The sequence below is a fragment of the Pseudooceanicola marinus genome (assembly GCF_020177265.1).
GTDB classification, from domain to species: Bacteria; Pseudomonadota; Alphaproteobacteria; order Rhodobacterales; family Rhodobacteraceae; genus Pseudooceanicola; species Pseudooceanicola marinus_A.
Genome location: NZ_JAIVMC010000007.1, coordinates 187858 through 212825, shown reverse-complemented (window position 1 = coordinate 212825; position 24968 = coordinate 187858). Strand labels below are relative to the sequence as shown.

Genomic DNA, 24968 nt, shown 5'->3' with positions numbered 1-24968 from the left:
GTCGGCGCGACTTAGCTGTCGTCGCTCTTGTTGGCAGGGCTGTCGGGCATCGAAGGCGGCGCCGAGGGCTGACGCGGGCGACGTGCCTTGGCCTCGGTGGCAGCGGGCTTGGCCTCAGCCTCCGGCTTGGGCGCCGGTTGCGCGGCGCTCGCGGCCTTGGGCTCGGTCTTGGCTGCCGGCTTCGGCGGCGTCGCGGGCGCTGCCTTGGCTTGCGTCCCGGCGGTTGCGCCCTTGGCGGCGGGTTTCGCCGGGGTCTTGGCCCGCGTGGCCGGTTTCGATGCAGGTTTCGCGGCCGGCTTGGGCGCGGCCTTCCGGGCGGCCGGTTTCGCCTCGCTTCCGGCAGCGGTCTTGGCGGCGGGTTCGGTCGCGGGGGCTGCCGCCTTCGCGGGAGCGGCCCGCTTTGCCGGCGCCTTGCGGGCGGCGGGCTTGCGCCTAGGGGCCGGTTTCGGCGTCAGCGCCGGGGCCGCCTCGGCGCCCTCGGGGGCCGGATGCGGCGAAACATCAGGCAGCGGGTCATCCAGCATCGCCTTCAGCATCGCCTGGGAAAAGCGCATCTGCCATTCGGCCATCCGCGCGGAGCCGACAACCAGCCCCTGCACGAAGCTGGCCTGGCGGATCATGATCTGCGTCGCGTCCATCATTGGGTCTGTCCCTTTCGCGTTGCGTCCATGTCACGTTCCGGCGGGACGCCCCCGCCGATCTGCCCGTTCCCTCGTGGCCCCGGGTCGCGTCAGAGCGCGCCCATGACCTGTTGATTGAAGCCGTAGATCTTCCGGCCGCCCCCGATGGGGATCAGCTGCACCTCGCGACGCTGGCCCGGCTCGAACCGCACGGCGGTGCCGGCGGCAATGTCCAGCCGCAGGCCGAGCGCGGCGGCCCGGTCGAAATCCAGGGCCGGGTTGGCCTCGGCGAAATGGTAATGGCTGCCGACCTGCACCGGGCGATCGCCGGTATTGGCCACCATCAGCGTCACCGACTGGATCCCGTCGTTCAGCGTCAGACTGCCCTCTGCGGGCAGCAGTTCACCGGGGATCATCGACGTCCCTCCCAGGGCGCGCGCTTCGGTTTCTCGACGCGCACGGGGATCGGGGCGGGTTGCTGTTTCGGGCCCAGTAGCGCCAGGAGTTTCTCCAGAAAGCTCATTTGCTTGCGCTCCTTTCTTAAGGTTGTGCCTTTTGCGGCCGGCCGGGACGGATCGGCCCTAGCGGATCGGGTTGTGGACGGTCACCAGCTTGGTGCCATCCGGGAAGGTGGCCTCGACCTGGACCTCGTGGATCATCGAGGCGACGCCCTCCATGCATTGCTCGGCGGTGATGACCTGGGCGCCGGCCTCCATCATTTCAGCGACGCTGCGCCCGTCGCGGGCGCCTTCGACCACCGCGTCGGTGATCAGGGCAATCGCCTCAGGGTGGTTCAGCTTGACGCCGCGGGCCAGCCGCTTGCGGGCCACCTCGGCCGCCATGGCCACCAGAAGTTTGTCTTTTTCGCGGGGAGTTAGCTGCATGTGTTAAAGCGTCCACGTCTTGGGAATGTCCTGGCCCGAAAGCCGCGTGATGGCCGGGATGAGTCGGCGTCGCAGCTCATACCCATCTTCGGCCAGGATCCGTGCAAAGAGAAGGTCCTTGGCGACACAACTTGCGCCCCCCAGCGGACCCAGAAGATCGCGCAGCGCCGGCAGCAGCGTTTCTGCCCCCGTGGCGGCGAACAGCAGGGCCGCCATGGCCCGATTGCCCGCTGCGACACCCGGCTGCGCCAGCTGCGCGTCGATGTCGCCGGTGAGGCGGAAATTGTCGGCGAAAGTCAATTTACCTGCGCGATACACCCGCCAGACATCCGATTGAGATCCGGAATGTACAAGCTCGCCCATGGCCAAACGGCCCGACACCAGCGGCTCCACCGCCAGGAAACGGGCATCTTCGGCCAGGTCCACGCGGAAGCTGCGTCGCACCCGGGCGCCATCGAACAGGATCGTTTCCTGCGGCAGCCAGTCGAGCCGCGCGCCCGCACCGACGGTCAGGGCGATGTCCATCGCGCCGGTTTCATCGGGTTGCGCGCGGTAGAACCGTTCGGCCGCCTGGGAGGTCAGCATCAGCGAGGCGCCGGCCTCCGCCTCGGCCTCGACATGGAACCGATCGCCGCCAGTCACCCCGCCAGAGGTGTTCAGGAAAACGGCGTTGAGCGTGTCATGACGGGAGGCAGGGAACAGCGCCTTGAGCGAGCCGGACTGATGCAGCCGCCCGATGCGCGCGCCGGGACGGGCGGACAGCCGCAGCACCCCGCGGGCGCGGGGCTGGCGCTGCGCCTTGGGGCGCATCTCCTGCAGCTCCATGTTGATGGCGTGTCCCTCCAATTCCTCGGAGAGTAGCAAGCCGTGCGGCGGACGAAAGGGCAATCGCGATCACGCCCCCGACCCTGCCACTTTCGGCGGCAAGGCGCCCATCAAATGGGCGCCCGGCAAGCGGCGTGCGGTCAGCCCGCGTGATGCAGCGTTGCGAGGAAACGCGGATCCAGGCTGGAGGCGGCGAAGGTCGGCCCTTCGGTCAGGATCGACACCGCGTCGTGCGAATGCAGGCTTTCTTGGTGGCTGGCCGCCACGCGGAAATCACCGATCCGCGCATCCCCCTGCAGTTCTTCGCAGAACAACCGCGCCGCGTCCTCGACGAAGATCGGATTGGCGGCGTTCAGCTCGGCAAAGGCCTGTTCATCCTCGCGTTTGACCATCACCTGGGTCTCGGTCGGCACGGCGACGCGGGCCATGTCGATCAGGTCCTCGAACCACAGGCAGTCGCCGGGCAGCACCTGCACCGAGATCCGTGCCACCGACCGCTGCGAATGGGGCGTGGCCAGCTGGCCGCGGGCCCGGCGCGCGTGTTCCGACAGCTCCAGCGAGCAGGGGCAAGTGGAGGAATAGACGTAGTCGAGGTGGATGTAGCGGTTGCGCTGCCCGCCTTCGTCCACGACCTCCAGCGCGATGTCGTAATACTGATAGCCCGCCAGGCCGGAGCGCAGGCTTTCGCGCTTCACCGGGTAGGAAAACCGCATCATGATCCGGGCGTCGAGGCTTTCTAGGTCCGACTTGTAGTCATCCAGCGCCGCCTCGATCACCCCGAAGGAGAAGCACTTCTCGGCATGGCCGTAGAAGCTGCGCATGATCCGGGACATGTTGATGCCCTTCTTGTCGGCCTCCAGGCTGACGGTACCGGTGACCGAGCTTTCCAGCGTCTGGTCGCCGCCGTCGCGGGTGTGGAAGCGGATCGGCAGGCGGAAGTTGGAGATGCCCACGTGCTGGATCGGCGCACGGGCGCCACGGATCAACGAGGCGGGTCCGTTCTGCAGATCGGGCAGCGTGGCGCGATAGGCCTCATCGACGGTGAAATCCTGCGGGTAGTCGCGCGACAGCACGGGATAGCCCCCCTGCCCCGGCAACAGCTGGGCCACGGCTGGATCCAGCGCGTTGATCTCGGCATCCGAGGCCTTGGCGACCCAGTCGCGCAACAGCGCGAGCGCGGCTTTCGCCTCTTCGGTTTCCGGTTTCAGATCGTTCGGGTGGATGTTCATGCTCCGCCCTCCCCCTTCTTCATCGCCCCAGACAGGACGCTCCCAGGCAAGCTGGTGTATACATAAGCGTCTTTGGCAGGAATTTCCATTCTCGCCTTGGATACGCAGCCATAAAGCTACCGGATCAGTAAATCTTTGCGGAAACGAAAACGGCGCTCCGGGGGTCCGGAACGCCGTCTGTCTCCATCCCGACCCGGCGGGCGGGCCTGTCGGGGATCAGGCCAGTTCGAGGGCCGCCAGCCAGTCGGTCACCAGGTCCTCGGCATCTTCCAGCCCGACCGAGATCCGCACCAGGCCCCGGGTGATACCCAGTTCCTGCCGCGCCTCTTCAGTCAGCGAGGAATGGGTGGTGGTCGCCGGGTGGGTCAGGATCGACTTCGCATCGCCCAGGTTGTTGGAGATGACGCCGACGTTGACCGCGTTGAGGAAACGGAAGGCCGCCTCCTGTCCGCCGGCCAGGTCGATGGCGATGACAGTGCCGCCCTTGCCGGTCTGGCGCTGCACCAGGTCGAACTGCGGGTGCGAACGATGCCCCGGGTAGATCATGCGCGACAGCTTGGGATGCTGGTGGAAGGCCTCGGCGATCTTTTCAGAGCTTTCGGTCTGGGCGCGCACGCGCAGGTCGATCGTCTCCAGCCCCTTCAGCATCAGCCAGGCGTTGAACGGAGAGATCGCGGCGCCGGTATGCTTGGAATAGTTGAAGAAGGGCCCGTTGATGAAATCCTCGCTGCCCAGGACGACACCACCCAGGGCACGGCCCTGGCCGTCGATATGCTTGGTCGCGGAATAGACCACCACGTCGGCGCCCAGCTCGATCGCGCGGGAATAGACCGGGGTGGCAAAGACGTTGTCGCAAACGACCAGCGCGCCGACCGCATGGGCCATGTCCGACACCGCCTTGATGTCCACGACCTCCAGCGTCGGGTTCGAGGTGGTCTCGAAGAAGACCAGCTTGGTGTCCTCGCGGATCGCGGCCTTCCAGGCCTCCAGGTCGGTGCCGTCGACCAGGGTCAGCTCGACCCCGAAGGGCACCAGCACCTTTTCCAGGATGAACAGGCAGGACCCGAAGAGCGCGCGGGAGGCCACGACATGATCGCCGGTCTTCACCTGCGACAGCAGCGCGTTGTTTACTGCCGCCATGCCCGACGCCGTGGCAAAGGCCGCCTCGGCCCCTTCCAGCTGGGCGATCCGGTCCTCGAACATCGCCACTGTCGGGTTGCCGTAGCGGGCGTAGATGAATTCGTCCGGACCCGTTTCCTCGAACCGGGCCTCGGCCTGTTCGGCCGTGTCATAGACGAAGCCCTGCGTCATGAAGATCGCTTCGGAAACTTCGTTGTACTGCGATCGGCGGGTGCCGCCATGGACCAGCCTGGTGCGCGGTTTGTAGTCTTGCGTCATCTTTCCAACCTCCGGGCCGCGGGGAAACGGCCAATAAAAAAACCCCAGACGCGGTCAAGCGAAAGGGGTCTCCTATCCTCGACCTCTTTAGCGGAATATTTAACGTGGCCCGCAATCCGGTAACAAAGCGCCACGTCGCCCGCATACGCGCCGCCCGACGCGGGGTCAAGACGGCCACGCCCCGTCACGGCGCTGTTACGGAGATTTCACGGCTCCTTTGCTTCTTTGGGTTAGCCATGACGCAGAGTTGAGCAGAGGGCTCGTTGCGATGAGCTTGATCCGGATAAACACGAGCCCGCAGGGGCCGGTGACCCACGACGGCGGCGCGCCCGCCGGACCGGCGCTGCGCCAGGTGCTCGGCCCCCGCGCCACACAGGGGCCCGCCGGCCCGATCATCGTGATGGTGCACGGCTACCGTTTTCTGCCCGGCGACCCGCAGCATTGCCCACATCGTCACATCCTTTCGGATCATGTCAGCCATGCCTGCCGCAAGGCCGCCAGCTGGCCCCGGGGCCTGGGTATCGGCGAGGACGGACGCCTGGGCCTGGCCTTCGGCTGGCCTGCCCGCGGCACGATCTGGCAGGCCTATGCCCGGGCCGAGGCGGCGGGCCGGGACCTGGCGCAGGTCCTGGCGGAGCTGCGGCGCCTGGCGCCGCATCGCCCGATCCACGCCCTGGGCCATTCGCTGGGCGCGCGGGTGCTGCTGTCGGCCCTGGCGGCGTTGGATGGCCCCGTGCTGGACCGCGTCCTGTTGCTGGCCGCCGCCGATCACGCCAGCCACCTGGAGGCCGCGCTGACCAGCCCGGCCGGGCGGCGCGCCCGCCTTCTGCATGTGACCAGCGGGGAAAACGGCATCTTCGACCTGATGCTGGGGGGACTCGTCCTCGGCAGGCGCTGGAATGACACAGTTCTGGGGCGTGCCGGCGTCCCCGCCCTGCCGGAACTGCGGCTTGACGACAGTCGGCACCTGGCCGGCCTCTGCGCCCTTGGCTTTCCCCTGGCCGCGCCGGACCGCCGGATCTGCCACTGGTCGACCTACCTGCGCGAGGGCGCCTTTCCGCTTTACCGCGCGCTGACCGGCCCGCAGGGCGCCGCGCTTCACGCCGAAGTGACGCAGGCCATCGGCAAACCCGCACGGCCCGCCCGGGCCGGCTGGTCCCTGCCCTTGCCATGGGGCGCCAATGCGTCATCATGACCCCTCGCGAACAGGAGGATGTCATGACCACGCCGATCGAGCTTTACTACTGGCCCACGCCCAACGGATGGAAGATCTCCATCGCGCTGGAGGAGATGGGCCTGCCCTACAACCTGACCCTCGTGGACATCAGCGCCGGCCAGCAGTTCGAGCCTGACTTCCTGAAGATTTCTCCCAACAACCGGATGCCCGCGATCATCGACCCTGACGGCCCGGAGGGAGAGCCGATCTCGATCTTCGAAAGCGGCGCCATCCTGCAGTACCTGGCGCGCAAGACCGGCCAGTTCTGCGGCCCCACCGAACGCGACCGGATCGCGGTGGACCAGTGGCTGATGTGGCAGATGGGAGGCCTTGGCCCGATGGCCGGCCAGGCGCATCACTTCCTGAAATACGCCCCCCAGATGGGGCACGAACTGCCCTATGCCCAGGACCGCTACCGTAACGAGGTGAACCGCCTGCATGGCGTTCTCGACCGGCAGCTGGCCAAGACGGAATATGTTGCCGGCGACTTCTATTCCATCGCCGACATGGCGATCTGGCCCTGGGCGATCCTGTGGGAAGGCCAGCAACAGGACATCAGCGACAAGCCCAACCTGTCGCGCTGGCTCGACCAGGTCGGCGCGCGCGAGGCGGTGCAGAAGGGCAAGGCCCTGTCGTCCGACAAACGCGCGGTGACGCAGTCGAAGGACGCGCAGAAGGTGCTCTTCGGCCAGAAGTGAGCCGCCCGTGACGCGGGCGCACAGCCATTGCGCCCGCACACACAGCCCCGCCGCTTGCCCGGGTGGGGTCGGAATGACTAGCTGTCTCTCAAACAGGACGGGCGGGCGCGGCCCCTGTCGCGCTGCCCGATCCCGAGGAGACACGAGATGAAGAAGATCGGCTTTCTGTCCTTCGGCCATTGGTCCGCGCAGCGCGGCTCGGCCACCCGGACCGCCGGCGACGCCCTGCTGCAGGCCATCGACCTGTCGGTCGCGGCCGAGGAACTGGGCGCCGACGGCGCCTATTTCCGCGTGCACCACTTTGCCCGTCAGCACGCCAGCCCCTTCCCCCTGCTGGCCGCCGTCGGCGCCAAGACCTCGAAGATCGAGATCGGCACCGGCGTCATCGACATGCGCTATGAAAACCCTCTCTACATGGCCGAGGATGCCGGCGCCGCCGACCTGATTTCCGAGGGTCGCCTGCAACTGGGCCTATCGCGTGGCAGCCCGGAACAGGTGATCGAAGGCTGGCGCTATTTCGGCTACAACCCCGGCGAGGATGAAACCGACGCCGACATGGGGCGCCGCCACGCCCAGGTCTTCCTGCAGATGCTGGAAGGCCAGGGCTTTGCCGAGCCGAACCCGCGCCCGATGTTCCCCAACCCGCCGGGCAAGCTGCGGCTGGAACCCTTCTCCGAAGGGCTGAAGGATCGCATCTGGTGGGGCTCGGGCAGCGTGAAGACCGCCGAATGGGCCGCCATGCTGGGCATGAACCTGCAAAGCTCCACCCTGAAGGACGACGAGACGGGCGAACCCTTCCACGTCCAGCAGGCGCAGCAGATCCGCGCCTACCGCGAGGCCTGGAAGGCCGCCGGTCACAAGCGCACGCCGCGCGTCTCGGTCAGCCGGTCGATCTTTGCCCTGACCAACGACATGGACCGGGCCTATTTCGGGCGCGGCGGCAAGGAGGATGACAGCGTCGGCTACATCGAACAGCAACGCTCGATCTTCGGGCGCAGCTACGCGGATGAGCCGGACAAGTTGATCAAGCAGCTGGAAAAGGACGAGGCGATCGCCGAGGCCGATACCCTGCTTTTGACCGTGCCGAACTCCCTGGGCGTCGATTACAACGCCCATGTGATCGAAAGCATCCTGAAAGACGTGGCGCCCGCTCTCGGCTGGCGTTAAGGAAGGCGTTACCGCTTTCCCTTAGCGGTTTCTCAGTCAGGCGCGCGCCCCTCGGGACGCGCGCCTTTTTCTTACGCCTGTGAATGGCTTAGAGCTTCATCGTGCCGGTTTCGACGAACCGCTGGTGCCACGACAGCGCCTCGTTCAGCAGAGTCGGCGCATGCTTGCCGTAGCTGTCCTGCAGGGCGCGGGTGTAATAGTCGCGCAGCATGGGACGGTAGTCGGGGTGGGCGCATTGTTCGATGATCAGCTCGGCGCGCTGCCGCGGCGCCAGGCCGCGCAGATCCGCCAGGCCCTGTTCGGTCACGATCACCTGCACGTCCTGGCTGATGTGGTCCACATGGGCCACGCGCGGCACGATGGCCGAGATCGCGCCGCCCTTGGCCGTGGACGGCGTGACGAAGATAGAGACATAGCCGTTGCGGGCGAAATCGCCCGAGCCGCCGATGCCGTTCTGAATGCGCGAGCCCATGATATGGGTGGAGTTCACGGCCCCGAAGATGTCCGCCTCGATCAACCCGTTCATGGCGATGCAGCCCAGGCGGCGCACCAGTTCGGGGTTGTTCGAGATGTCCTGCGGCCGCAGCAGCAGCCGGTCCTTGAACCGTTCGGCGTTGTCGTTGAAATACTGCGCCTTTTCCGGGCTCAGCGAGAAAGCGGTGGCGGAGGCCATGCGCAGGGTGCCCGCCTCGATCATGTCCAGCATGCCGTCCTGGATGACCTCGGTGAAGGCGGTCATGTTCTCGAACGGCGCCTCGATCAGCCCGGCCATCACCGCATTGGGCACGTTGCCCACGCCTGACTGGATCGGCAGCAGCGATTTCGGCAGGCCGGCGCGCTTGGCCTCCCATTCCAGGAACTCGATGATGTGGCTGGCGATGGTCAGCGACGTCTGGTCGGGCGGGCTGAAGGGGGCGTTGCGGTCGGGCGCATCGGTGCGCACCACAGCGGCCACCTTCGACAGATCTACGCGGAAATGCGGCTGACCGATGCGGTCGTCGGATTTCACCAACGGGATCGGCACCCGGTTCGGCGGCAGGGCCGTGCCATAGTAGATGTCGTGCATCCCGTTCAGGTGCTCGGACTGCCAGTCGTTGACCTCCAGGATGATCTTGTCGGCCAGTTCCAGCCAGGTCTTGTTGTTGCCCACCGACGAGGACGGGATCAGGTCGCCCTCGGGCGTGATGCCCGAGATCTCGACCACGGCCACGTCCATCTTGCCCATGAAGCCTTCCCAGGCCATCGGCGCGACCTGGCTGAGGTGCATGTCGAAATAGTTCATCTCGCCGTTGTTGATCTTCTCGCGGGCGATCGGGTCCGAGTTGTAGGGCAGCCGGAACTCGATCCCGTCGGCCTTGGCCAAGGCCCCGTCCAGCTCCGGCCCCGTGGAGGCCCCCGACCAGATCTTCACCTTGAACGGCGTGCCTTCGGCGTGCTTTGCCTCGATCCGCGCGGCCAGGGCCTGGGGCACCTCCTTGGGGTAGCCCGAGCCGGTGAAACCGCTCATCCCGATGGTATCGCCAGGGGCGATCAGGCTGGCGGCATCCTCGGCGCTCATCATCCGGGCGCGCAGGGTCTCGTTGGAAATTCGGTTGGACATCAGCGAAGCATCCTCCTCGGCTGGTTCGACCTGGCGGCGGGACAGACCCGCGCTGGAACGGTTCCAATTGAATACAAATGTGCACCGACCGCCAGTGGGCCGCGACGGCACGCAGATCCGCCATGCGTGAAACACATGGCGGAACCACCACCGGGAGCGGAGTCAGTAGAGATCATCAACTAGTGGCTGAAGTTGGGTCTCCCGCCCCTCATCGCAGCGGGAAACGGTCGAAGAGGCGCGGCGCCACGTCAGGTCGCGTCGAATCGAAGACGTAGGAACTGACCCGGGCGCCCGTCTCATCCGTTTCCAGGATGGAGAAGGCCGAGAGCACGTCGGAGGCGAGGCAGGGCAGCGGCGTGCCGTCCTCGCCCGTCTGCGGCGCGAACTCGGTCGGGGGCACGGGGGACAGCCCGTGCGGATCGCCCCACGCCGGGTAGCTCACCGCATCGAATCGCGGATCGTCGGGACCGTTGGTGCGGGGGCGCTGCCCCGGCAGGTAGCAGCCATAGGAATTGCCCACGTTCGAGGTTTCCAGCACGTTCAGCCCGCCCGCCGTGACGAAGCGGGTCCACAGGTGTGAATGGCCATTGTGCAGCAGATGCACCCCCGCCGCCTCCAGCAGCGGTTCGACGTCGCGGATGTAGATGTCATCGCCCAGCGGATACTCGTAGCGCACCCCGGTCAGCCGCCCCGCCTCGTCCCGGTCCAGCACCGGCACCGGATCAGCGAAGACCGGGATAGAGTTGTCGCCGACCCCATGCGAAGGGGTGTGCATCATCGCCACTTTCACCGGCGCGGTGCGGAAGGCGTCGCTTGCCAGCACCGTCTTCAGCCAGTCGTGCTGGCGAGAGCCCGCGGCCATGTCCTCGAAGATGAATTCCCCCCAGCCCCACTGGTCGGGGTTGTCCAGATGCTGATCAGCCTCGCGGTACTTGCCGCGCCGGTCCGACGCCATCGTCGGGTTGCGCCAGATGCGCGTGCCGTAAAGCCCGATCAGGAAGACATCGCCGAACCGCAGAGCGTAGTAGGTTTCGCCCCCCGGGCTGTCATCGGGCAGGGTGAACAGCTCTTCATAGCTGAGGGTGTTGAAGGCATTGTCCCGGATCCAGCCCTCCTGGACGCCGGGATCGCCCGAGGGGTTCAATAGCCCCGCACGGGCCTCATAGCCCGCCTCGGCCACGGCGCGGGGATCCGGATCGTTGAACTGTCGCACCAGCGGCGCCCGCGGATCGTAGCGGCCCATCACCTCATGATTGCCGATGATCGGGAAAAGCGGCGCATGCTGCAGGATGCGGCCCCCGTGGTAGCGGGTCTCGCCGGCCTCCCCGGCGGTGCGCAACACCGTGTCCGCCCGCCCCTGCATCGCCGGGAAGAAGGCGGCGCCACGCGTGTCGTCGAACCAGCCCGAGGCGCGATCCGGCACGTTCTGCAAGTCGCCGGCGAAGAACACCGCGTCGAGCGGGCCGAACATTGCCTCCACCTGCTGCATGTTGGCCGGTGTCATCGGCTTCTGCTGGTGGTCCGAGGTCAGAAGGATGCGCAGCGGCTGGCCCGGTCGTGGCAGGGCCGCGAGGGTGTAGCTTTCGCTGGTCAGCCTCCTGCCCGCCCCGTCCGTGCTTTCGACGTGGTAGCCCGTCCGCTGGCCGGGCGTCAGCCCCTCGACCTGCGCCTCATGCCGCCAGATGGCCCGCGGGGTGGCGCGGGGGTACAGGCTGCCATCGCCCGACTGCGTGCCGATATGACTGTCAGCATCCTCGGCCATGCGCGACATCTTCAGCGTCCGGGCCGCGACCCGGGTGCCATCCGCCAGCACCACCTGGTGATCGCGGCCCTCGAACTCGGTCAGCCAGACCACCCGCACCCCCGTCTCGGTCGGCAGTTGCAGGTAGGGGTCGGTCAACAGGTGGGTCATCTCAAGGCTCTGCGCGGCTGAGGGCGCCGGGGGCAGGATCAGCAGGGCAAGAGCCATGGCCAACATGCCCGCTCCGGCGCGACGGCGGGGGGAGAAAGGCATGACGCCCTCCTGTCATGAACAGACAGGCGCAGCCCTAACGCGGGGCGATGACAGGGAAATGACAGTGGCCCGACCGGAGCCGGGCCGGGAAAGCGCCGCCTGCGGGCCCGTCAGCTCTCGTCGCCCTCGGCCTCTTCGATGCCGTGGTCCTGGAACACCTTTCCCTGCGTGATGAAGAACAGGAAGACCGCCGCCGACAGGCCGAAGGTCTTGAAATAGACCCAGGTGTCGGTGCTTTGCGTGCGCCAGATCACCTCGTTCAGAACCGCAAGCGCCAGGAAGAAATAGCACAGCCGTCGGGTCAGGATCATCCAGCCTTCGTGGGTCAGCGGCACGGCCTCTTCCATGACGATCTGCAGCCAGCTTTCTCCGCGCAGCAGGCCCAGGCCCAGGGCACCGCCGAACAGCAGGTAGATCAGCGTCGGCTTCATCTTGAAGAAGCGGTCATCGTTCAGCCAGACCGACAGCCCGCCGAAGATCACGATCAGCACCGCCGTCATCACCTGCATCTTCGACAGCTTGCCGGTCAGCCGCCACAGGGCAAAGGTGGAGGCCAGCATCAGCGGGATGAACCCGGCGGTGACCAGGATGAACCCTTCGTAGTCGCGCCCGCCGATGGTGTAGATGTTGTCCTTCAGCAGAAGATATGCAGCGAAGAAGACCAGGATCGGCCCCAGCTCCAGGCCAAGTTTCAGGGCAGGTGAAATCTTCTTGGGCTCGGCCACGGGGCGCTCCTTCATCATCCGGCTACTTCTACTACCACGGCGCCCACGGCGATCAATGCCATCAGGGCGATACGGCGCGGCCCCACCGTTTCCTTCAGCACCAGCCAGCCAATCAGCGCGGCAAAGACGGTGGAGGTTTCGCGCAGCACCGCCGCCTCGCCCACCTTGTCCAGCCGCGTCGCCAGCATGACCGACCCGAAGGAGCCATAGGCCACCAGCGCGCCGAGGAACCCGCCGCGCAGCCAGTCACGCGGCGCGGGTCTGATGTCCAGATGGCGCCAGCGCCAGGCCAGGACAAGGGGGAAGTCCAGGTTCGTGACCAGGAAGAACCAGGCGAGGAAGGTGAAGGGATCGGGCAGCGCACGGATCGCATAGGCGTCGTAGGTGGTATAAAGCGCGACCAGCGCGCCGGTGACCACCGCCAGGATCAGCGCCGCCACCAGCGTCTCCCGCGCCACCACGATGCGACGCAGGTTGTAAAGCGCCAGTCCGAGGATCCCCGCCATCAGGATGCCGACGCCCAGCCACTGCAGCGGCTGGAACACCTCACCGAAGACCACCCAGGCGCCCAGCACGGTGAAGACCGGGCCGGTGCCGCGCACCACCGGGTAGACCACCGTGTAGGCGCCCCGGCTGTAGGCCATGGCCATGCCGATCTTGTAGGCCATGTGAATGGGGATCGCCCCCAGCACCAGCCCCCATTGCAGCGCGCCCTGCGGCGCCGGCACCAGCCAAAGCACCGCCGGCACGGCCAGGGCCACCATGAAGACATCCATGATGCCGCGCGAGGTCCAGGGATCCAGGCGCCCCTTCTGCAAGGACCCGAACAGCGCATGCAGAAGGGCCGCGGATAGCGCCAGGATCAGCGCGGCCTGATGGCCGGCCTCCGTGCCCTCAATGGCGGTGATCCAGTCACTCATGCGCGCGAGGCCTTTCGGGAAATGAACCCTAGATGGGCGTAGGGCGTTGGCCCGGTGATGGAAAACCTACTCAGCACCCATTTTGCTCCGCCCGTCGCCGGCCTCAGCTGGCCCGAGATCCTGTTGCGCCTGTTCAGTGCCCTGCTGCTTGGCGGGATCATCGGCTGGGAGCGGGAGCGGCAGGAAAAATCGGCCGGGCTGCGCACCCACATCCTGGTGTCGCTGGCCGCTTGTCTGTTCACCCTCATCATGCTGGGAATCCTGATGGACCCGCTGACGGACGATTCCTCTGTCCGCAAGGATCCGATCCGCGTGATCGAGGCGGTGACCGCCGGGGTCGCCTTCCTGGCGGGCGGCGCGATCTTCACCGCCGACGACAAGGTGCGCGGCATCACCACGGGCGCGGGCCTGTGGCTGGCGGGCGCGGTCGGCCTCTCGGCGGGGATGGGCAACCTGGCGCTGGCGGCGCTGACGTCGGTCATGGCCGTCACCGTGCTGTGGCTGCTGAAGCGCGTGCTGGAATGACGGGCCGGTCCGCGGCCCGCCGAAGGGGATGAGGTCCGTGAGAGGGGCCGGCGCGCCTCAGCTGTCCAGCCCGGTCAGGGCCCGGGCGAAATCGGCCGGGTCGAAGGGCGCCAGGTCGTCGATCTGCTCCCCCACGCCGATGGCATGGATCGGCAGGCCGAACTTGTCGGCCAGCGCCACCAGCACACCGCCCTTGGCCGTGCCGTCCAGCTTCGTCATCACCAGGCCCGATACATCGGCCAGCTTCTGGAAGGTCTCGACCTGGCTCAGGGCGTTCTGGCCGGTGGTGGCATCCAGCACCAGCAGGGTGTTGTGCGGCGCCGAAGGATCCTTCTTGCGGATCACCCGGACGATCTTGGCCAGCTCTTCCATAAGGTCGGCGCGGTTCTGCAGACGCCCGGCGGTGTCGATCATCAGCAGATCGGCCCCCTCGGCCTCGGCCTTGGTCATGGCATCAAACGCCAGGCTGGCCGGGTCGGAGCCGGTTTCGGCCTTCAGCACCGGCACGCCAGCGCGCTGGCCCCAGACCTCCAGCTGTTCGACGGCCGCCGCGCGGAAGGTGTCGCCGGCGGCGATCACCACCGACTTGCCCGCGTCACGGAACTGCGAGGCCAGCTTGCCGATGGTCGTGGTCTTGCCCGACCCGTTGACGCCCACCACCAGCACCACCTGCGGCTTCTTCGGGTAGATCGGCAGCGGGCGCGCCACCGGCTCCATCACCCGGGTGACCTCCTCGGCCAGCAGACGCTTGATTTCGTCGACCGAGAGCTTCTGGCCCATGCGCCCCTCGGCCATGTTGGCCGTCACCCGCAACGCGGTATCCACCCCCATGTCCGAGGCGATCAGAAGCTCTTCGAGGCTTTCCAGCATCTCGTCGTCCAGCACCCGGCGCGGCACGGCGGCCTGGCCCCGCCCGAACAGGCGCGAGACAAGCCCACCCTTTGGCGTCACCGACGCCAGGTCCGGCGCGGGGGGAGGCACCTCGTCAGGGCCGGGGCTGGGCAGGTCGGGGCCGGGGGTCGGCGGCACGCCCGGATCGCTGTCGGGCGTGGGCGCGGGATCCTCGGGCGGGGTCGCGGGCGGGATCTCCGGCTGCGGCGTGGGCGCAGGCGCCGGGTCAGGCTGCGGCGTGGGCGCCGGTACGGGCTCGGGCTCCGGTTCCGGGGCAGGCTCCGGCTTCGGCTCCGGCTTTGGCTCGGGGCGCGGGGTTGGCGCGGGCTCCGGCGTCTCGGGCTGTTCGGGCGCCTCGGCCCCTTCCTCGACGATCGCATCCAGACCGGCCTCCAGCCGGGACGAGGATTTGAACAGACGGTCCTTCAGTTTGGAAAACAGCGCCATGGGGCCTCCGGTCGTTACCGTTACGGAGGTAATGCCAAAGCGGGGACGATGGAAGGGGGCGCGGGACGCGGAGCGCGGGCGAAAGTAGGCGAAATGCCGGGAGAAGGAGGAGATTGCACCCGTTTCCCAACCCATTGCGCGCTATGTTAGACAAAGGCGCCCCGGCCAGGTCGGCGGCGCGCATTCTTCCTCTCCCCCGGGAACCCTCATGGTTGCTTTCGTGATTGCCACGCTCTGTCCCCTGCCCCTGCTGGTCCTGGCCGCGCTGGTCGGCGGACCATGGGGCTGGATCGCCCTGGCCTGGCTGACCGGCCTCACTGCCCTGCTGGACGCGCTCTTGCCGAAGAACTGGCAGAACACGCCCACGGACCGCGCCTTCGACGCCGGGGTCGGCCTGTCGCTGACGCTCGGGCTGGCACACCTGTGGCTGGTGCTGATCGCGCTGCGGTTCCTCGGCGGTCCCGGCGGAGCCGAGGGTTGGGCCGAGATGGCGCCCGCCGCGCTGGCCTTCGCCGTCTATTTCGGCCAGGTCAGCCACCCGAATGCGCATGAGCTGATCCACCGCCCCAAACGCGGCCTGCGGAGGCTCGGGCGGTTGGTCTATTCCACGATGCTGTTCGGCCACCACGCCAGCGCCCACCCGAAGGTGCATCATGTCTGGGTCGCCTCCCGGCGCGATCCCAACACGGCCCGGCGGGGCGAAGGGTTCTGGCGCTACCTGCGGCGAGCCTGGCGCGGCAGTTTCCGCGAAGGGCTCCGCGCCGAAACCCGCGACCTGCGCCGCGCGGGGCGCGGCTGGTGGCATCATCCCTACATCGGCTACGTCGCGGTGGCCCTGCTGTGCCTGCTGTTGGCCTGCGCCTTCGGCGGGGCGCGCGGCGCGGCGATCTATCTGGGGATTTGCATCCTGGCGCAGATCCAGATCCTGCTGTCGGACTACGTGCAGCACTACGGGCTGGAACGCGGCGAGCGCCCGGATGGCCGGCTGGAGCCTGTCGGCATGGGCCATTCCTGGAACACGCCCCATGCGGCCACCCAGGCGATGATGCTGAATGCGCCACGCCATTCCGACCATCACCTGCACCCGGGGCGTATCTACCCCGGGCTGCAACTGGACCGGGACGCGATGCCGATCCTGCCACGCTCCCTGCCGGTCATGGCGACGGTGGCCCTGGTGCCGCGTTGGTGGCGGCACGTCATGGACCCCCGTGTCGATGCCCTGCACAGGGCGCAGTCAAAGGCAGGCAGCGGCACGGCAAGCGCCCGCCCGTCACAGCCAGGTGACGCGGTTTGACGTTTGCGACCTGCCCGCGACCTGTCACAGTGCCCGCATGAAACCGCTTCTCACCCTTGCGCTGCTCACCGCCACCGCCCTGCCTGCCACAGCGCAACAGGCCCCCACACAACAGGCCCCTGCGTCCTCGATGTCGGCGGCGGAATTCGACGCCTACACCCAGGGGCGCACCTTCACCTACGGCTCGCAAGGGGCCCCCTACGGCGCAGAGGAATACCTGTCGAACCGCCGCGTGCGCTGGTCCTTCCTCGACGGCGACTGCCAGGAAGGGCAATGGTATGAGGAAAACGGGCTGATCTGTTTCACCTACGAGCAGACCCCCGAGCCGCAATGCTGGAGCTTCGCGGCCGGATCGGGCGGCGGGCTGACCGCGACCTTCCAGGGGCCGGGCAGCCAGACCGAGCTTTACGAGATGCAGAGCAGCGAAGAGCCCCTGGCCTGCCCCGGCCCCGAGATCGGCGTCTGAGGCACCGCCGGCCTCCCGGCCTGTGGCGTGCCCGCCCGGGATGCTAGAAACGAGATCCTAGAAGAGAGAGCCCTGTTCCGGCGGCGTGCCTCCGCCAGACCCGCCACCGTCCGATTTCGGCGCCTTGCGCGGGGCTGCTTTCGAGGCGGGCTTCGACGCGGATTTGGCAGTGGCCTCGGGCGCAGGGACGCGGCCCCCGGCCCCGACCGCCAAGCGGCCATCGGCAAACTCGATCTCCAGCCCCGCGGCCGCGCCTGCCGCCACGCTGTCGCGCAGCACCTGGCCCGCCTCGTCGCGCACCACCGCATAGCCACGCCGCAGGGTCGCCTTGTAGCCCAACGTTTCGCGCAGGCGATCCAGCGCGGTCAGCCGCTGGCGCTGCGCCTCGATCTGGCCGCGGGCGCCACGGTCGAAACGGCCCATCAACGCCGTCAGCTCGGTCCGACCCTGTGCTGCCTGGCGCGCCAACCGGCTGGGCTCGATCCGACCCCGCGCGGCGAGGCGTTCGGATTTCACCGCCACGGACCGCGACAATGCCGGGGCCAGCCGCGCCGAGAGCTGATCCAGCCGCCGCCGCTCCTCGCTGATCCGCCCCCGCAACAGCGCGGGCCGCAACCCGCCCTTTTCCGACAGTTCCACCCGGCGGCGCTGCGCCAGCCCGGTCAGGGCGCGCGGCAGGCGGTCGCCCAGGTGATCCAGCCGCTGCGCCGGGCCTTCGACCAGCGTTTCCACCCGCGGCAATGCCCGCGACAGATCACGCAGCCATCGCGTGCGGGTTTCCACCGCACTGGTCTGGGCGCGGGTCAGCCGGGCGCCCTGGTCAGCCACCCAGGCCAGCAGTTCGCCGCGCACAGGCACCGCCAGTTCCGCCGCCGCCGTGGGCGTGGGCGCGCGACGGTCGGAGGCGAAGTCGATCAGTGTCGTGTCGGTTTCATGCCCCACGGCCGAAATCAGCGGGATCTGGCTGGCCGCCGCCGCCCGCGCCACGCTTTCCTCGTTGAACCCCCAGAGGTCCTCCAGGCTGCCGCCGCCGCGCGCGACGATCAGCAGGTCCGGGCGCGGCATGGCCCCGCCGGGGGTCATCCGGTTGAACCCCTCGATGGCGCGGGTCACCTCCGGCGCGCAGGCCTTGCCCTGCACGGCCACGGGCCAGATCAGCACCTTGCGCGGAAAGCGGTCGCGCAGACGGTGCAGGATGTCGCGGATGACAGCGCCCGAGGGCGAGGTGACCACGCCGATCACCTCCGGCAGGAAGGGCAGCGGTTTCTTGCGCTCCTGGGCGAACAGCCCCTCGGCAGCCAGCGCCTGCTTGCGCTTTTCCAGCATGGCCATCAGCGCGCCCATGCCCGCCGGCGCCAGGTCCTCGATCACCAGCTGGTATTTCGACTGCCCGGGGAAGGTCGTCAGACGGCCCGTCGCCACGACCTCCAGCCCCTCTTCGGGGCGGGTCTCCAGCCGGCTGGCGACCCCTTTCCAGATCACCCCCGAGATGACGGCGCGATCGTCCTTCAGATCCATGTAGACATGACCCGAACGCGGCGTGCTGACGCGCCCGATCTCGCCCCGGATGCGCACATGGGCGAACTCGCCCTCGATCACGCGTTTCACTGCGCCCGAGATCTCGGAGACGGTGAATTCCGGTGAATTTCCCGGGCCATTGTCGGAGGTGTCGTCTTCGAAAAGGTCCATGCGCCTGCCCTTGCTTTGGCGCCATCCTAGCGGCGCCGGGCGGCAGACAAAAGACCCGGACCGCGGACCTGGGCGGCGCCACGCCGCAGCCGGGGCCGCCCCTGTCGCTTTCGGCATTGTCGCCCGCCCTGCCTGCGCTAGGGTCACGGTATAAACAGGGGTGCCTCATGTTCCTTTCCGTCTTCGAGATCTTCAAGATCGGCATCGGCCCGTCCTCGTCCCATACCATGGGGCCGATGGTGGCCGCCGCGCGTTTCCTCGACCGGCTGCGCGAAGCCCCCTTCGAGGCGAAGGGCCTGCGCGCCTCGCTGCACGGCTCGCTGGCCTTCACCGGCAAGGGGCATGCGACGGACCGGGCCACGATCCTCGGCCTGGCGGGGTTCGAGCCGGTGACCTACGACAACGAGAAGGCCGAGGCGTCGCTGGCCCGGATCGCCGAGACCGGCGAGGTCACGCCCGAGGGCCTGCCGCCGATGGCCTTCGACCCGGCCCGCGACATGCTCTTCGACTACGACGAGGCGCTGCCGGGCCACCCCAACGGGATGAAGCTGATGGCGCTGGACGCCCAGGGCGACGTGATCCTGTCGGAGGTCTATTATTCTGTCGGCGGCGGCTTCGTCCTGACCGAGGCCGAGCTGGAGGCGGGCGAGGACAAGGCCCCCGGCACCCCCATCCCCTACCCCTTCCACTCCGCCGCCGAGATGCTGGAGATGGCCCGCGCCTCCGGCCTGACCATCGCCCAGATGAAGGCCGCCAACGAGGCCGCACGCGGCCGTCCGGACGTCAGCACCGGGGTCGGCCAGATATGGAAGGTGATGTCGGATTGTATCGACCGTGGGCTCGACAGCGACGGCCTGCTGCCCGGTGGCCTCGCCGTGCGCCGCCGCGCCCGGGCCATCCACGAGGCCCTTAAGGAGGAAGCAGGCCGCAACCTGGCCCCGCCCCATGTCGTCAACGACTGGATCAGCTGCTACGCCATGGCGGTGAACGAGGAAAACGCCGCCGGGGGCCAGGTGGTGACGGCGCCCACCAACGGCGCGGCGGGCGTGATGCCGGCGGTGATGAAATACTGGCTGACCCATGTGCCCACGGCGACGCCGTCGAAGATCACCGAGTTCATGCTGACCGCCGCCGCCATTGGCGGGCTGGTGAAATACAACGCCTCGATCTCGGGCGCCGAGGCGGGCTGTCAGGCCGAGGTGGGCAGCGCCGCCGCCATGGCCGCCGCCGGCCTCTGCGCCGTCATGGGCGGCACGCCGGAGCAGATCGAGAACGCCGCCGAGATCGCCCTGGAGCACCACCTCGGCATGACCTGCGATCCCGTCGCGGGCCTCGTCCAGGTGCCCTGCATCGAACGCAACGGGCTGGGCGCCATCAAGGCGGTCTCCGCCGCCTCGCTGGCCCTGCGCGGCGACGGGCGCCACTTCGTGCCGCTGGACGCCTGCATCGAGACCATGCGCCAGACGGGCCGCGACATGCACGAACATTACAAGGAAACCTCGCTGGGGGGCCTGGCCGTGAACGTACCCAACTGCTGAGGCGAGAGACAGGCAGATGGGGCCCTTGCCCCGTTCTCCTGCGACAGACACCCCCGGATATTCCCAGCCGTACGACCCAGGCAGGACGGCGCCCGGAAAGGCGGCCTCCTTTTCCTCCCCGGGCGTGGCAGGCCTCCGCCCTCGGACCGCTGACCAGCCCGGGTGCCTCCCCCCCTTTTCACCTCGGTCCAAATACTCCCGCCGGAGGCGATCGGCCGCCAGGCCGATACCGACGCCGCCCCACCCACGCAAACGCCCTGGACAATGGACATCCCCTGGGACGCCCCCTAGCGTCGCCCCATGACCAAGGATCTCGACCGCCCGCTTCTGGGCATTTCCCTCATGCTGGGGTTCTGCGTGCTGGCGCCCCTGGGCGATTCCATCGCCAAGCTCCTCGGCGGCGTGCTGCCCGTGATGCAGCTGCTGCTGTTCCGCTTCCTGGCGCAGATGATCTTCCTCGGCCCCGTCGCCCTGTGGCGAGGCGAGTTGCGCGGGCTCAGCCCGCGGGTCCTGCGGTTCACGCTCTACCGGACGCTGTTCCACATGGGCGGCATCTTCTGCATGTTCACCGCCCTTCTGTACCTGCCACTGGCGGACGCGGTGGCCATCGCCTTCGTCATGCCCTTCCTGATGCTCCTGCTGGGCTGGTTCGTGCTGGACGAGGAGGTCGGCCCGCGCCGCCTGGCCGCCTGCGCCGTGGGCTTCATCGGCACCCTGATGGTTGTCCAGCCCTCCTTCGCCGAGGTCGGCTGGCCGGCCCTTCTGCCGCTCGGGGTCGCGGTGCTCTTCTCGCTTTTCATGCTGTCGACACGGCAGGTGGCCAAGGACATCGCGCCGATCGGCATGCAGGGGCTGAGCGGGGGGATGGCCGTGGCGATCCTGGTGCCCGTGATCGGGCTGGGCCACTGGGCTGGGCTCGACCCGCTGACCATGCTGCCCCCCGATCCCGGAAGCTGGCTGCTGATCCTGGCCATCGGGCTGATCGGATCCTTCGGGCACCTGCTGATGGCGGCCAGCCTGCGCTATGCGCCCTCTGCCACCCTGGCCCCGATGCAATACCTGGAGATCCCCGTGGCGACGCTGATCGGCTGGCTGATCTTCCGCGATTTCCCTGACGGCCTGGCCCTGGCCGGGATCGTGGTGACCATCGCCGCCGGCCTCTACATCATCCTGCGCGAGCGGGCCATTGCGCGGGCGAGCCGTCAAGCGCCGCTGCCGCATCCTCCAGCGCCGCCACCGGCAGTATGACGATCATGCCCGGCCGGTCGAAACGCAGACGCACCGGGCCGGTCACCCGGTTCGACGTCCCGATCTGGCCGTCCGGGGCGAAGGAAAGCCCCTCGATCGGCCACTCCAGTCCCACCGACTGCCCCGTGACGGCTCCCATGGGAAAGAGCGACAGCCGTTCGCCCGCAGGCCGCGAAAGCCGCAGTTCCGGCGGGGCGAGAAAGGCCACGTCACTGTCGCTGGCCAGCAGGCAGCGGCGGTCAGGATGGGTCGTCAGCACCGACAGCGCCGCCAGCATGTGATCGGCGCGCGGGCCGAGGAAACCGGTGCCCAGCACCAGCGGCGCCGCGATCCGGGTCAGGCATTTCTCGAAATCCGTGCTGGCCTGCTCGGGGATATGATGGACGCGCGCCCCGGGCACCTGGGCCCGCACCGGGGCGGAGAGGCTGTCCATGTCGCCCACCACCGCGTCGGGCGACACCCCCCGCGCCAGCAGCGCGGCGGCCCCTCCGTCGGCGCCGACCACCGGCCCGGTCAGCGCCAGGATCCGGTCCAGCACCGCCTCGGGCACCCTGCCGCCGCCCACCAGGGCCACGGCCCGCGGGCTTGTCACCACCGCATCTAGACCCATGTTTTTCCCCCTGGATTCGACAGAAACCACAATATCGTCACAAAATGAAACCTTCTGCACCTTAGATTCGGACGGGTTATGTCTCATCCAAGAGTCCAAGCAAGCGCTCCCTCGCCCCGGCCAGACCGGGTTACAGGGTCGGTAGTGCCAGAATGAGCGAGAAGTAAAGTGGTCGAGTCGAACAAGATCCTCACGGTTTCCTACGGGACGTTCTCCTGTACCCTTGAGGGATTCGACGACGCGTTCGACACGATGAAGGCCATTGCCGAGTACTTCCGCGACCTGGCCGCCGATGACCGCTATTTCGGCGCCGAGCCACCCACCCCCGATGCCGACATGCTGGCCCGCCTGGCCGAGCGCAGCATCTCGCGGCGGGTGACGGCCCGCAGCGAGGACGGAAACATCGTCCTCAGCCCCGACGCGCAGCAGGCCACCGCCGCGCCGCAGCCGGCTCCCGCGTCCCGGGCTCAGGGCACCGCAACGCGCCCCGAGCCGACGCCACAGCCCGAAACGCAGGCCGATAGCGGGGCCCCCGCCCCCGCGGCCGCGCGCCCCGACGAGGACGACGAAGACGGCCCCGCGCCGCAACCGCAACGCGCCCCGCGCATCGCCGCCGCCCTGGCCGCCGCCGGCGGCGCCGCCCTGCTCGCCTCGGCCCCGGCCCGCGCCGCGACCGACGAGGCACAGGTCCCCGAGACGCCGGCAGAAGACCTGCCGAAGGCGGACAGCGAAGCCGTGGCAGAGATCGTCGAGACGATCCCCGATTCCGACCAGGGCGACGCGGAGCCGTCCGCCCCCGAGGCAACCGAAACCACAGCATTTTCTCCGGCCGAAGCCCGGACGCTGACCGAAGCAGACCCGGTAGAGGCCGACGCCCTCGAACCCCCGATTGAAACGGCCGATCCCCTGACGACCGCGCCCGAGGCAGGGGCGACCGGCCCCCAGAACGACGAGATCGCGCAGGACGCCGGTGACGATCTTCTGGATGCGGCGCCGACCGTGGACGCCGTCACGGCAGACGACAGCGCCCAGATCGAGGCTCCGGTCGAAGAGGGCGAGTCGCTCGACACGCTTCTGGCCGACACCGAGGACGAGGCCCCGGAGGAGCAGACGCTGGACGCGCTGCTGCTCGATACGCCGCTGCCGGCAGACGCCGACGATGCGGAGACCACCTCCGACGCGCCCGAGCTTGTGGCGCCCGAAGGGGATGATCTGCACGCGGAGACGGACCCTGCGCCGCTCGACGCCGCGCTTTCTGAGGTGGACGCGCCCTCCGCGACCGACGACGCCGAAAGTGCCGAGGGCGCCATCCTGGTCGAGGACGCCGCAGCCCCCGAGACCGATGAGACGATCGAGCTGCCCGACCTGGCTGCCGAGGGCGACGGCCAGGATTCCATCGCAGAGGCCGCCGACGCCATCTATACCGCCCGCGCCCGGGAGGCCGAAGACCTGCCCGTCGCCCCGGCCCGTCCCGACGTCACCGATGTCGCGCTGAAACTGCAACGCATCCGCGACGTGGTCGCCCGCCGCCGTGCCCTGGCCGAAAGCCTGGCGGCCCCCGTCGACCTCGCCCCCCAGGAGGAGGACAGCGCCCCCCTGCCCCCGATCGCGGACGAAGAGGCCGCCTTCTCCTCCACCATCGGCGCCGCCGAGGCCGAGGATGACCTGTCCGAGGACAGTGAAGGCGCCGATTCCCTCTTCTCCGACGACGGCGACGACAGCGATCTGGACGGCGCCCCGCGTGTCATGGCCCGCGTGGTGAAGGTGAAGCGGCGCGCGGACGTCGCCCCGGAGGAAAGCACACTCTCGCCCGAGGACGAGGCCGAGTTGCAGCGCGAGCTGGCCGCGCTCGAAGATGAGATCGCCAGCAGCAACGCCGCCACCGGCGTCTCGCCCGACGAGATGGACGAGGATGCGCCGGCGCCCGACCTGACGGCGGACGACCTTTTGACGGACGAGCCGATGGCGGCGGAGGTCCCGGATGAGGGCGCGGCCTCCGAGGAAAACGACACGCCGGCCGCCGAACCGCCCGCCGCGCGTGCCCGTCCGACCGCCCGCGACACGCTTCGGGCCACCGATCATTCCGATCAGATGGACCGCATCCTGCGCGAGACGGATCACCAGTTCGAACAGGAAGACAGCACCCGGCGTCGCTCCGCCCTGGCGCATCTGCGCGCCGCGGTGGCAGCGAAGAAGGCCGAGAAGGCCGCCGGTTCGGATTTTGCCGCGCGCGAGGACACCACCGATGCCTACCGCGAAGACCTGGCCCAGGTCGTGCGCCCGCGCCGCCCGGCGATCGCGCACCATGGCACCGCCCCCGCCCGGCGCCTGGACAGCCGCCCCGCGCCGCTGAAATTGGTGGCAGAGCAACGCGTCGACGTCGCTGCCGCCCCGCGCGGCCCGGTCCGCCCGCGCCGCATCTCGGTGGCCGACCTGGCCCGTCATGACAGCGGGGAGCAGCGGCGCGAGGCCGCGGCGGCCCCGCAGGTCCCGGCCCGCACGCCGGACGAAAGTTTCGAGGATTACGCCGCCTCCGTCGGCGCCAGCTCCCTCGGGGATCTGCTGGAGGCCGCGGCCTCCTACATGTGCTTCCTGGAAGGCCAGCCTCTCTTCTCGCGGCCACAGTTGATGACGCGGGTGAAGACTCTGGCCCCCGATGAGTACTCGCGCGAGGACGGGCTTCGCGCCTTCGGCCAGCTGCTGCGCGACGGCAAGATCCGCAAGGCCGAGGCCGGGCGCTTCACCGTTTCCGACAGCATCGGCTTCCGCCCCGAGAAACGCGCCGCAGGCTGACACGCCGCTGACCGACTGCCCTGCAGGACCCCATGCGCCCCGCCGCCAGGCCGGCGCCTTTCGCGTTGTCCGGCCTGCCCCTCCGGCTCATGGGCACCTGCGCCTGCATCGCGCCGCCGGCCCCTTGCTTCACCTTGTCTGAAATACTCCGGGGGTGAATTGAGCCGCAGG

At 68.5% G+C, this 24968-nt stretch carries 22 protein-coding genes and 1 riboswitch; of the genes, 9 read left to right on the top strand and 13 right to left on the bottom strand.

What is annotated here, in order from left to right; translation table 11 throughout:
* Nucleotides 1-11 precede the first annotated feature (11 nt).
* The 6 genes from LC066_RS13565 to metZ form a co-directional block, all read right to left on the bottom strand.
* Nucleotides 12-641, bottom strand: a complete 630-nt coding sequence (locus LC066_RS13565) for a hypothetical protein (RefSeq protein WP_224899941.1) — start codon at nucleotides 639-641, stop codon at nucleotides 12-14.
* A gap of 89 nt (nucleotides 642-730) precedes the next feature.
* On the bottom strand, nucleotides 731-1036 hold the full coding sequence (locus LC066_RS13560; RefSeq protein WP_224899938.1) for an urease subunit beta: 306 nt from the start codon (nucleotides 1034-1036) through the stop codon (nucleotides 731-733).
* Between the two features lie 165 nt (nucleotides 1037-1201).
* Entirely contained in the window at nucleotides 1202-1504 is a 303-nt protein-coding gene (locus tag LC066_RS13555; RefSeq protein ID WP_085887409.1) for an urease subunit gamma, read from the bottom strand.
* Nucleotides 1505-1507: 3 nt separating this feature from the next.
* Nucleotides 1508-2368, bottom strand: a complete 861-nt coding sequence (locus LC066_RS13550) for an urease accessory protein UreD (RefSeq protein ID WP_224899935.1) — start codon at nucleotides 2366-2368, stop codon at nucleotides 1508-1510.
* Between the two features lie 101 nt (nucleotides 2369-2469).
* Nucleotides 2470-3558, bottom strand: a complete 1089-nt coding sequence (folE2, locus tag LC066_RS13545; RefSeq protein ID WP_224899932.1) for a GTP cyclohydrolase FolE2 — start codon at nucleotides 3556-3558, stop codon at nucleotides 2470-2472.
* A 216-nt stretch (nucleotides 3559-3774) separates the two neighbouring features.
* Nucleotides 3775-4956: an O-succinylhomoserine sulfhydrylase gene (metZ, locus tag LC066_RS13540; protein ID WP_224899929.1), complete on the bottom strand. Its 1182-nt coding sequence runs from the start codon at nucleotides 4954-4956 to the stop codon at nucleotides 3775-3777.
* Nucleotides 4957-5022: 66 nt separating this feature from the next.
* Nucleotides 5023-5100: riboswitch (SAM riboswitch) on the bottom strand.
* 163 nt (nucleotides 5101-5263) lie between these two features.
* Between metZ and LC066_RS13535 the strand changes: the two genes are divergently transcribed.
* From LC066_RS13535 to LC066_RS13525, 3 genes are all read left to right on the top strand, one after another.
* The gene (locus LC066_RS13535) at nucleotides 5264-6151 is read left to right on the top strand and encodes a DUF726 domain-containing protein (RefSeq protein WP_224899925.1); all 888 of its coding nucleotides are present in this window, start codon (nucleotides 5264-5266) and stop codon (nucleotides 6149-6151) included.
* A 23-nt stretch (nucleotides 6152-6174) separates the two neighbouring features.
* Complete coding sequence (locus LC066_RS13530; protein WP_224899922.1) at nucleotides 6175-6870, top strand: glutathione S-transferase N-terminal domain-containing protein; 696 nt, start codon at nucleotides 6175-6177, stop codon at nucleotides 6868-6870.
* A gap of 147 nt (nucleotides 6871-7017) precedes the next feature.
* A complete protein-coding gene (locus tag LC066_RS13525) occupies nucleotides 7018-8037 on the top strand; it encodes an LLM class flavin-dependent oxidoreductase (RefSeq protein ID WP_085887416.1) in 1020 nt (339 codons plus the stop codon).
* A gap of 88 nt (nucleotides 8038-8125) precedes the next feature.
* Here the strand turns inward: LC066_RS13525 and LC066_RS13520 are convergent, their stop codons facing one another.
* From LC066_RS13520 to LC066_RS13505, 4 genes are all read right to left on the bottom strand, one after another.
* Nucleotides 8126-9637, bottom strand: a complete 1512-nt coding sequence (locus tag LC066_RS13520) for an acetyl-CoA hydrolase/transferase family protein (protein ID WP_224899920.1) — start codon at nucleotides 9635-9637, stop codon at nucleotides 8126-8128.
* A gap of 208 nt (nucleotides 9638-9845) precedes the next feature.
* Nucleotides 9846-11651 (bottom strand): metallophosphoesterase, encoded by a 1806-nt coding sequence (locus tag LC066_RS13515; protein ID WP_224899918.1) that lies wholly within the window; start codon nucleotides 11649-11651, stop codon nucleotides 9846-9848.
* A 110-nt stretch (nucleotides 11652-11761) separates the two neighbouring features.
* Entirely contained in the window at nucleotides 11762-12391 is a 630-nt protein-coding gene (locus LC066_RS13510; RefSeq protein WP_085887918.1) for an inner membrane-spanning protein YciB, read from the bottom strand.
* Nucleotides 12391-13296: a DMT family transporter gene (locus LC066_RS13505; protein ID WP_224899915.1), complete on the bottom strand. Its 906-nt coding sequence runs from the start codon at nucleotides 13294-13296 to the stop codon at nucleotides 12391-12393. Before LC066_RS13505 ends, LC066_RS13510 begins: the two co-directional genes overlap by 1 nt.
* Before the next feature lie 57 nt (nucleotides 13297-13353).
* On the opposite strand from LC066_RS13505, the gene LC066_RS13500 reads away from it, so the two are divergent.
* Nucleotides 13354-13821 (top strand): MgtC/SapB family protein, encoded by a 468-nt coding sequence (locus LC066_RS13500; protein WP_224899912.1) that lies wholly within the window; start codon nucleotides 13354-13356, stop codon nucleotides 13819-13821.
* A gap of 57 nt (nucleotides 13822-13878) precedes the next feature.
* Here the strand turns inward: LC066_RS13500 and ftsY are convergent, their stop codons facing one another.
* The gene (gene ftsY / locus LC066_RS13495) at nucleotides 13879-15159 is read right to left on the bottom strand and encodes a signal recognition particle-docking protein FtsY (protein ID WP_224899908.1); all 1281 of its coding nucleotides are present in this window, start codon (nucleotides 15157-15159) and stop codon (nucleotides 13879-13881) included.
* Nucleotides 15160-15367: 208 nt separating this feature from the next.
* Here ftsY and LC066_RS13490 point away from each other — a divergent pair, with 208 nt between their 5' ends.
* Entirely contained in the window at nucleotides 15368-16453 is a 1086-nt protein-coding gene (locus tag LC066_RS13490) for an alkane 1-monooxygenase (RefSeq protein WP_224899905.1), read from the top strand.
* Between the two features lie 37 nt (nucleotides 16454-16490).
* Entirely contained in the window at nucleotides 16491-16919 is a 429-nt protein-coding gene (locus LC066_RS13485) for a hypothetical protein (protein ID WP_224899902.1), read from the top strand.
* A gap of 57 nt (nucleotides 16920-16976) precedes the next feature.
* On the opposite strand, the gene xseA is transcribed toward LC066_RS13485, so the two are convergent.
* Nucleotides 16977-18608 carry an exodeoxyribonuclease VII large subunit gene (gene xseA, locus LC066_RS13480; RefSeq protein WP_224899899.1) on the bottom strand — a complete coding sequence of 544 codons (1632 nt, stop codon included), beginning with the start codon at nucleotides 18606-18608 and terminating at the stop codon, nucleotides 16977-16979.
* Nucleotides 18609-18775: 167 nt separating this feature from the next.
* Here xseA and LC066_RS13475 point away from each other — a divergent pair, with 167 nt between their 5' ends.
* Nucleotides 18776-20146 (top strand): L-serine ammonia-lyase, encoded by a 1371-nt coding sequence (locus LC066_RS13475; protein ID WP_224899896.1) that lies wholly within the window; start codon nucleotides 18776-18778, stop codon nucleotides 20144-20146.
* 300 nt (nucleotides 20147-20446) lie between these two features.
* Nucleotides 20447-21394, top strand: a complete 948-nt coding sequence (locus LC066_RS13470; protein ID WP_224899893.1) for a DMT family transporter — start codon at nucleotides 20447-20449, stop codon at nucleotides 21392-21394.
* On the opposite strand, the gene LC066_RS13465 is transcribed toward LC066_RS13470, so the two are convergent.
* Complete coding sequence (locus tag LC066_RS13465; protein WP_224899889.1) at nucleotides 21312-22004, bottom strand: thiamine diphosphokinase; 693 nt, start codon at nucleotides 22002-22004, stop codon at nucleotides 21312-21314. The two genes, LC066_RS13470 and LC066_RS13465, sit on opposite strands and share 83 nt — an antisense overlap.
* Before the next feature lie 168 nt (nucleotides 22005-22172).
* Here LC066_RS13465 and LC066_RS13460 point away from each other — a divergent pair, with 168 nt between their 5' ends.
* Nucleotides 22173-24797: a hypothetical protein gene (locus LC066_RS13460; RefSeq protein WP_224899885.1), complete on the top strand. Its 2625-nt coding sequence runs from the start codon at nucleotides 22173-22175 to the stop codon at nucleotides 24795-24797.
* Nucleotides 24798-24968: the final 171 nt, after the last annotated feature.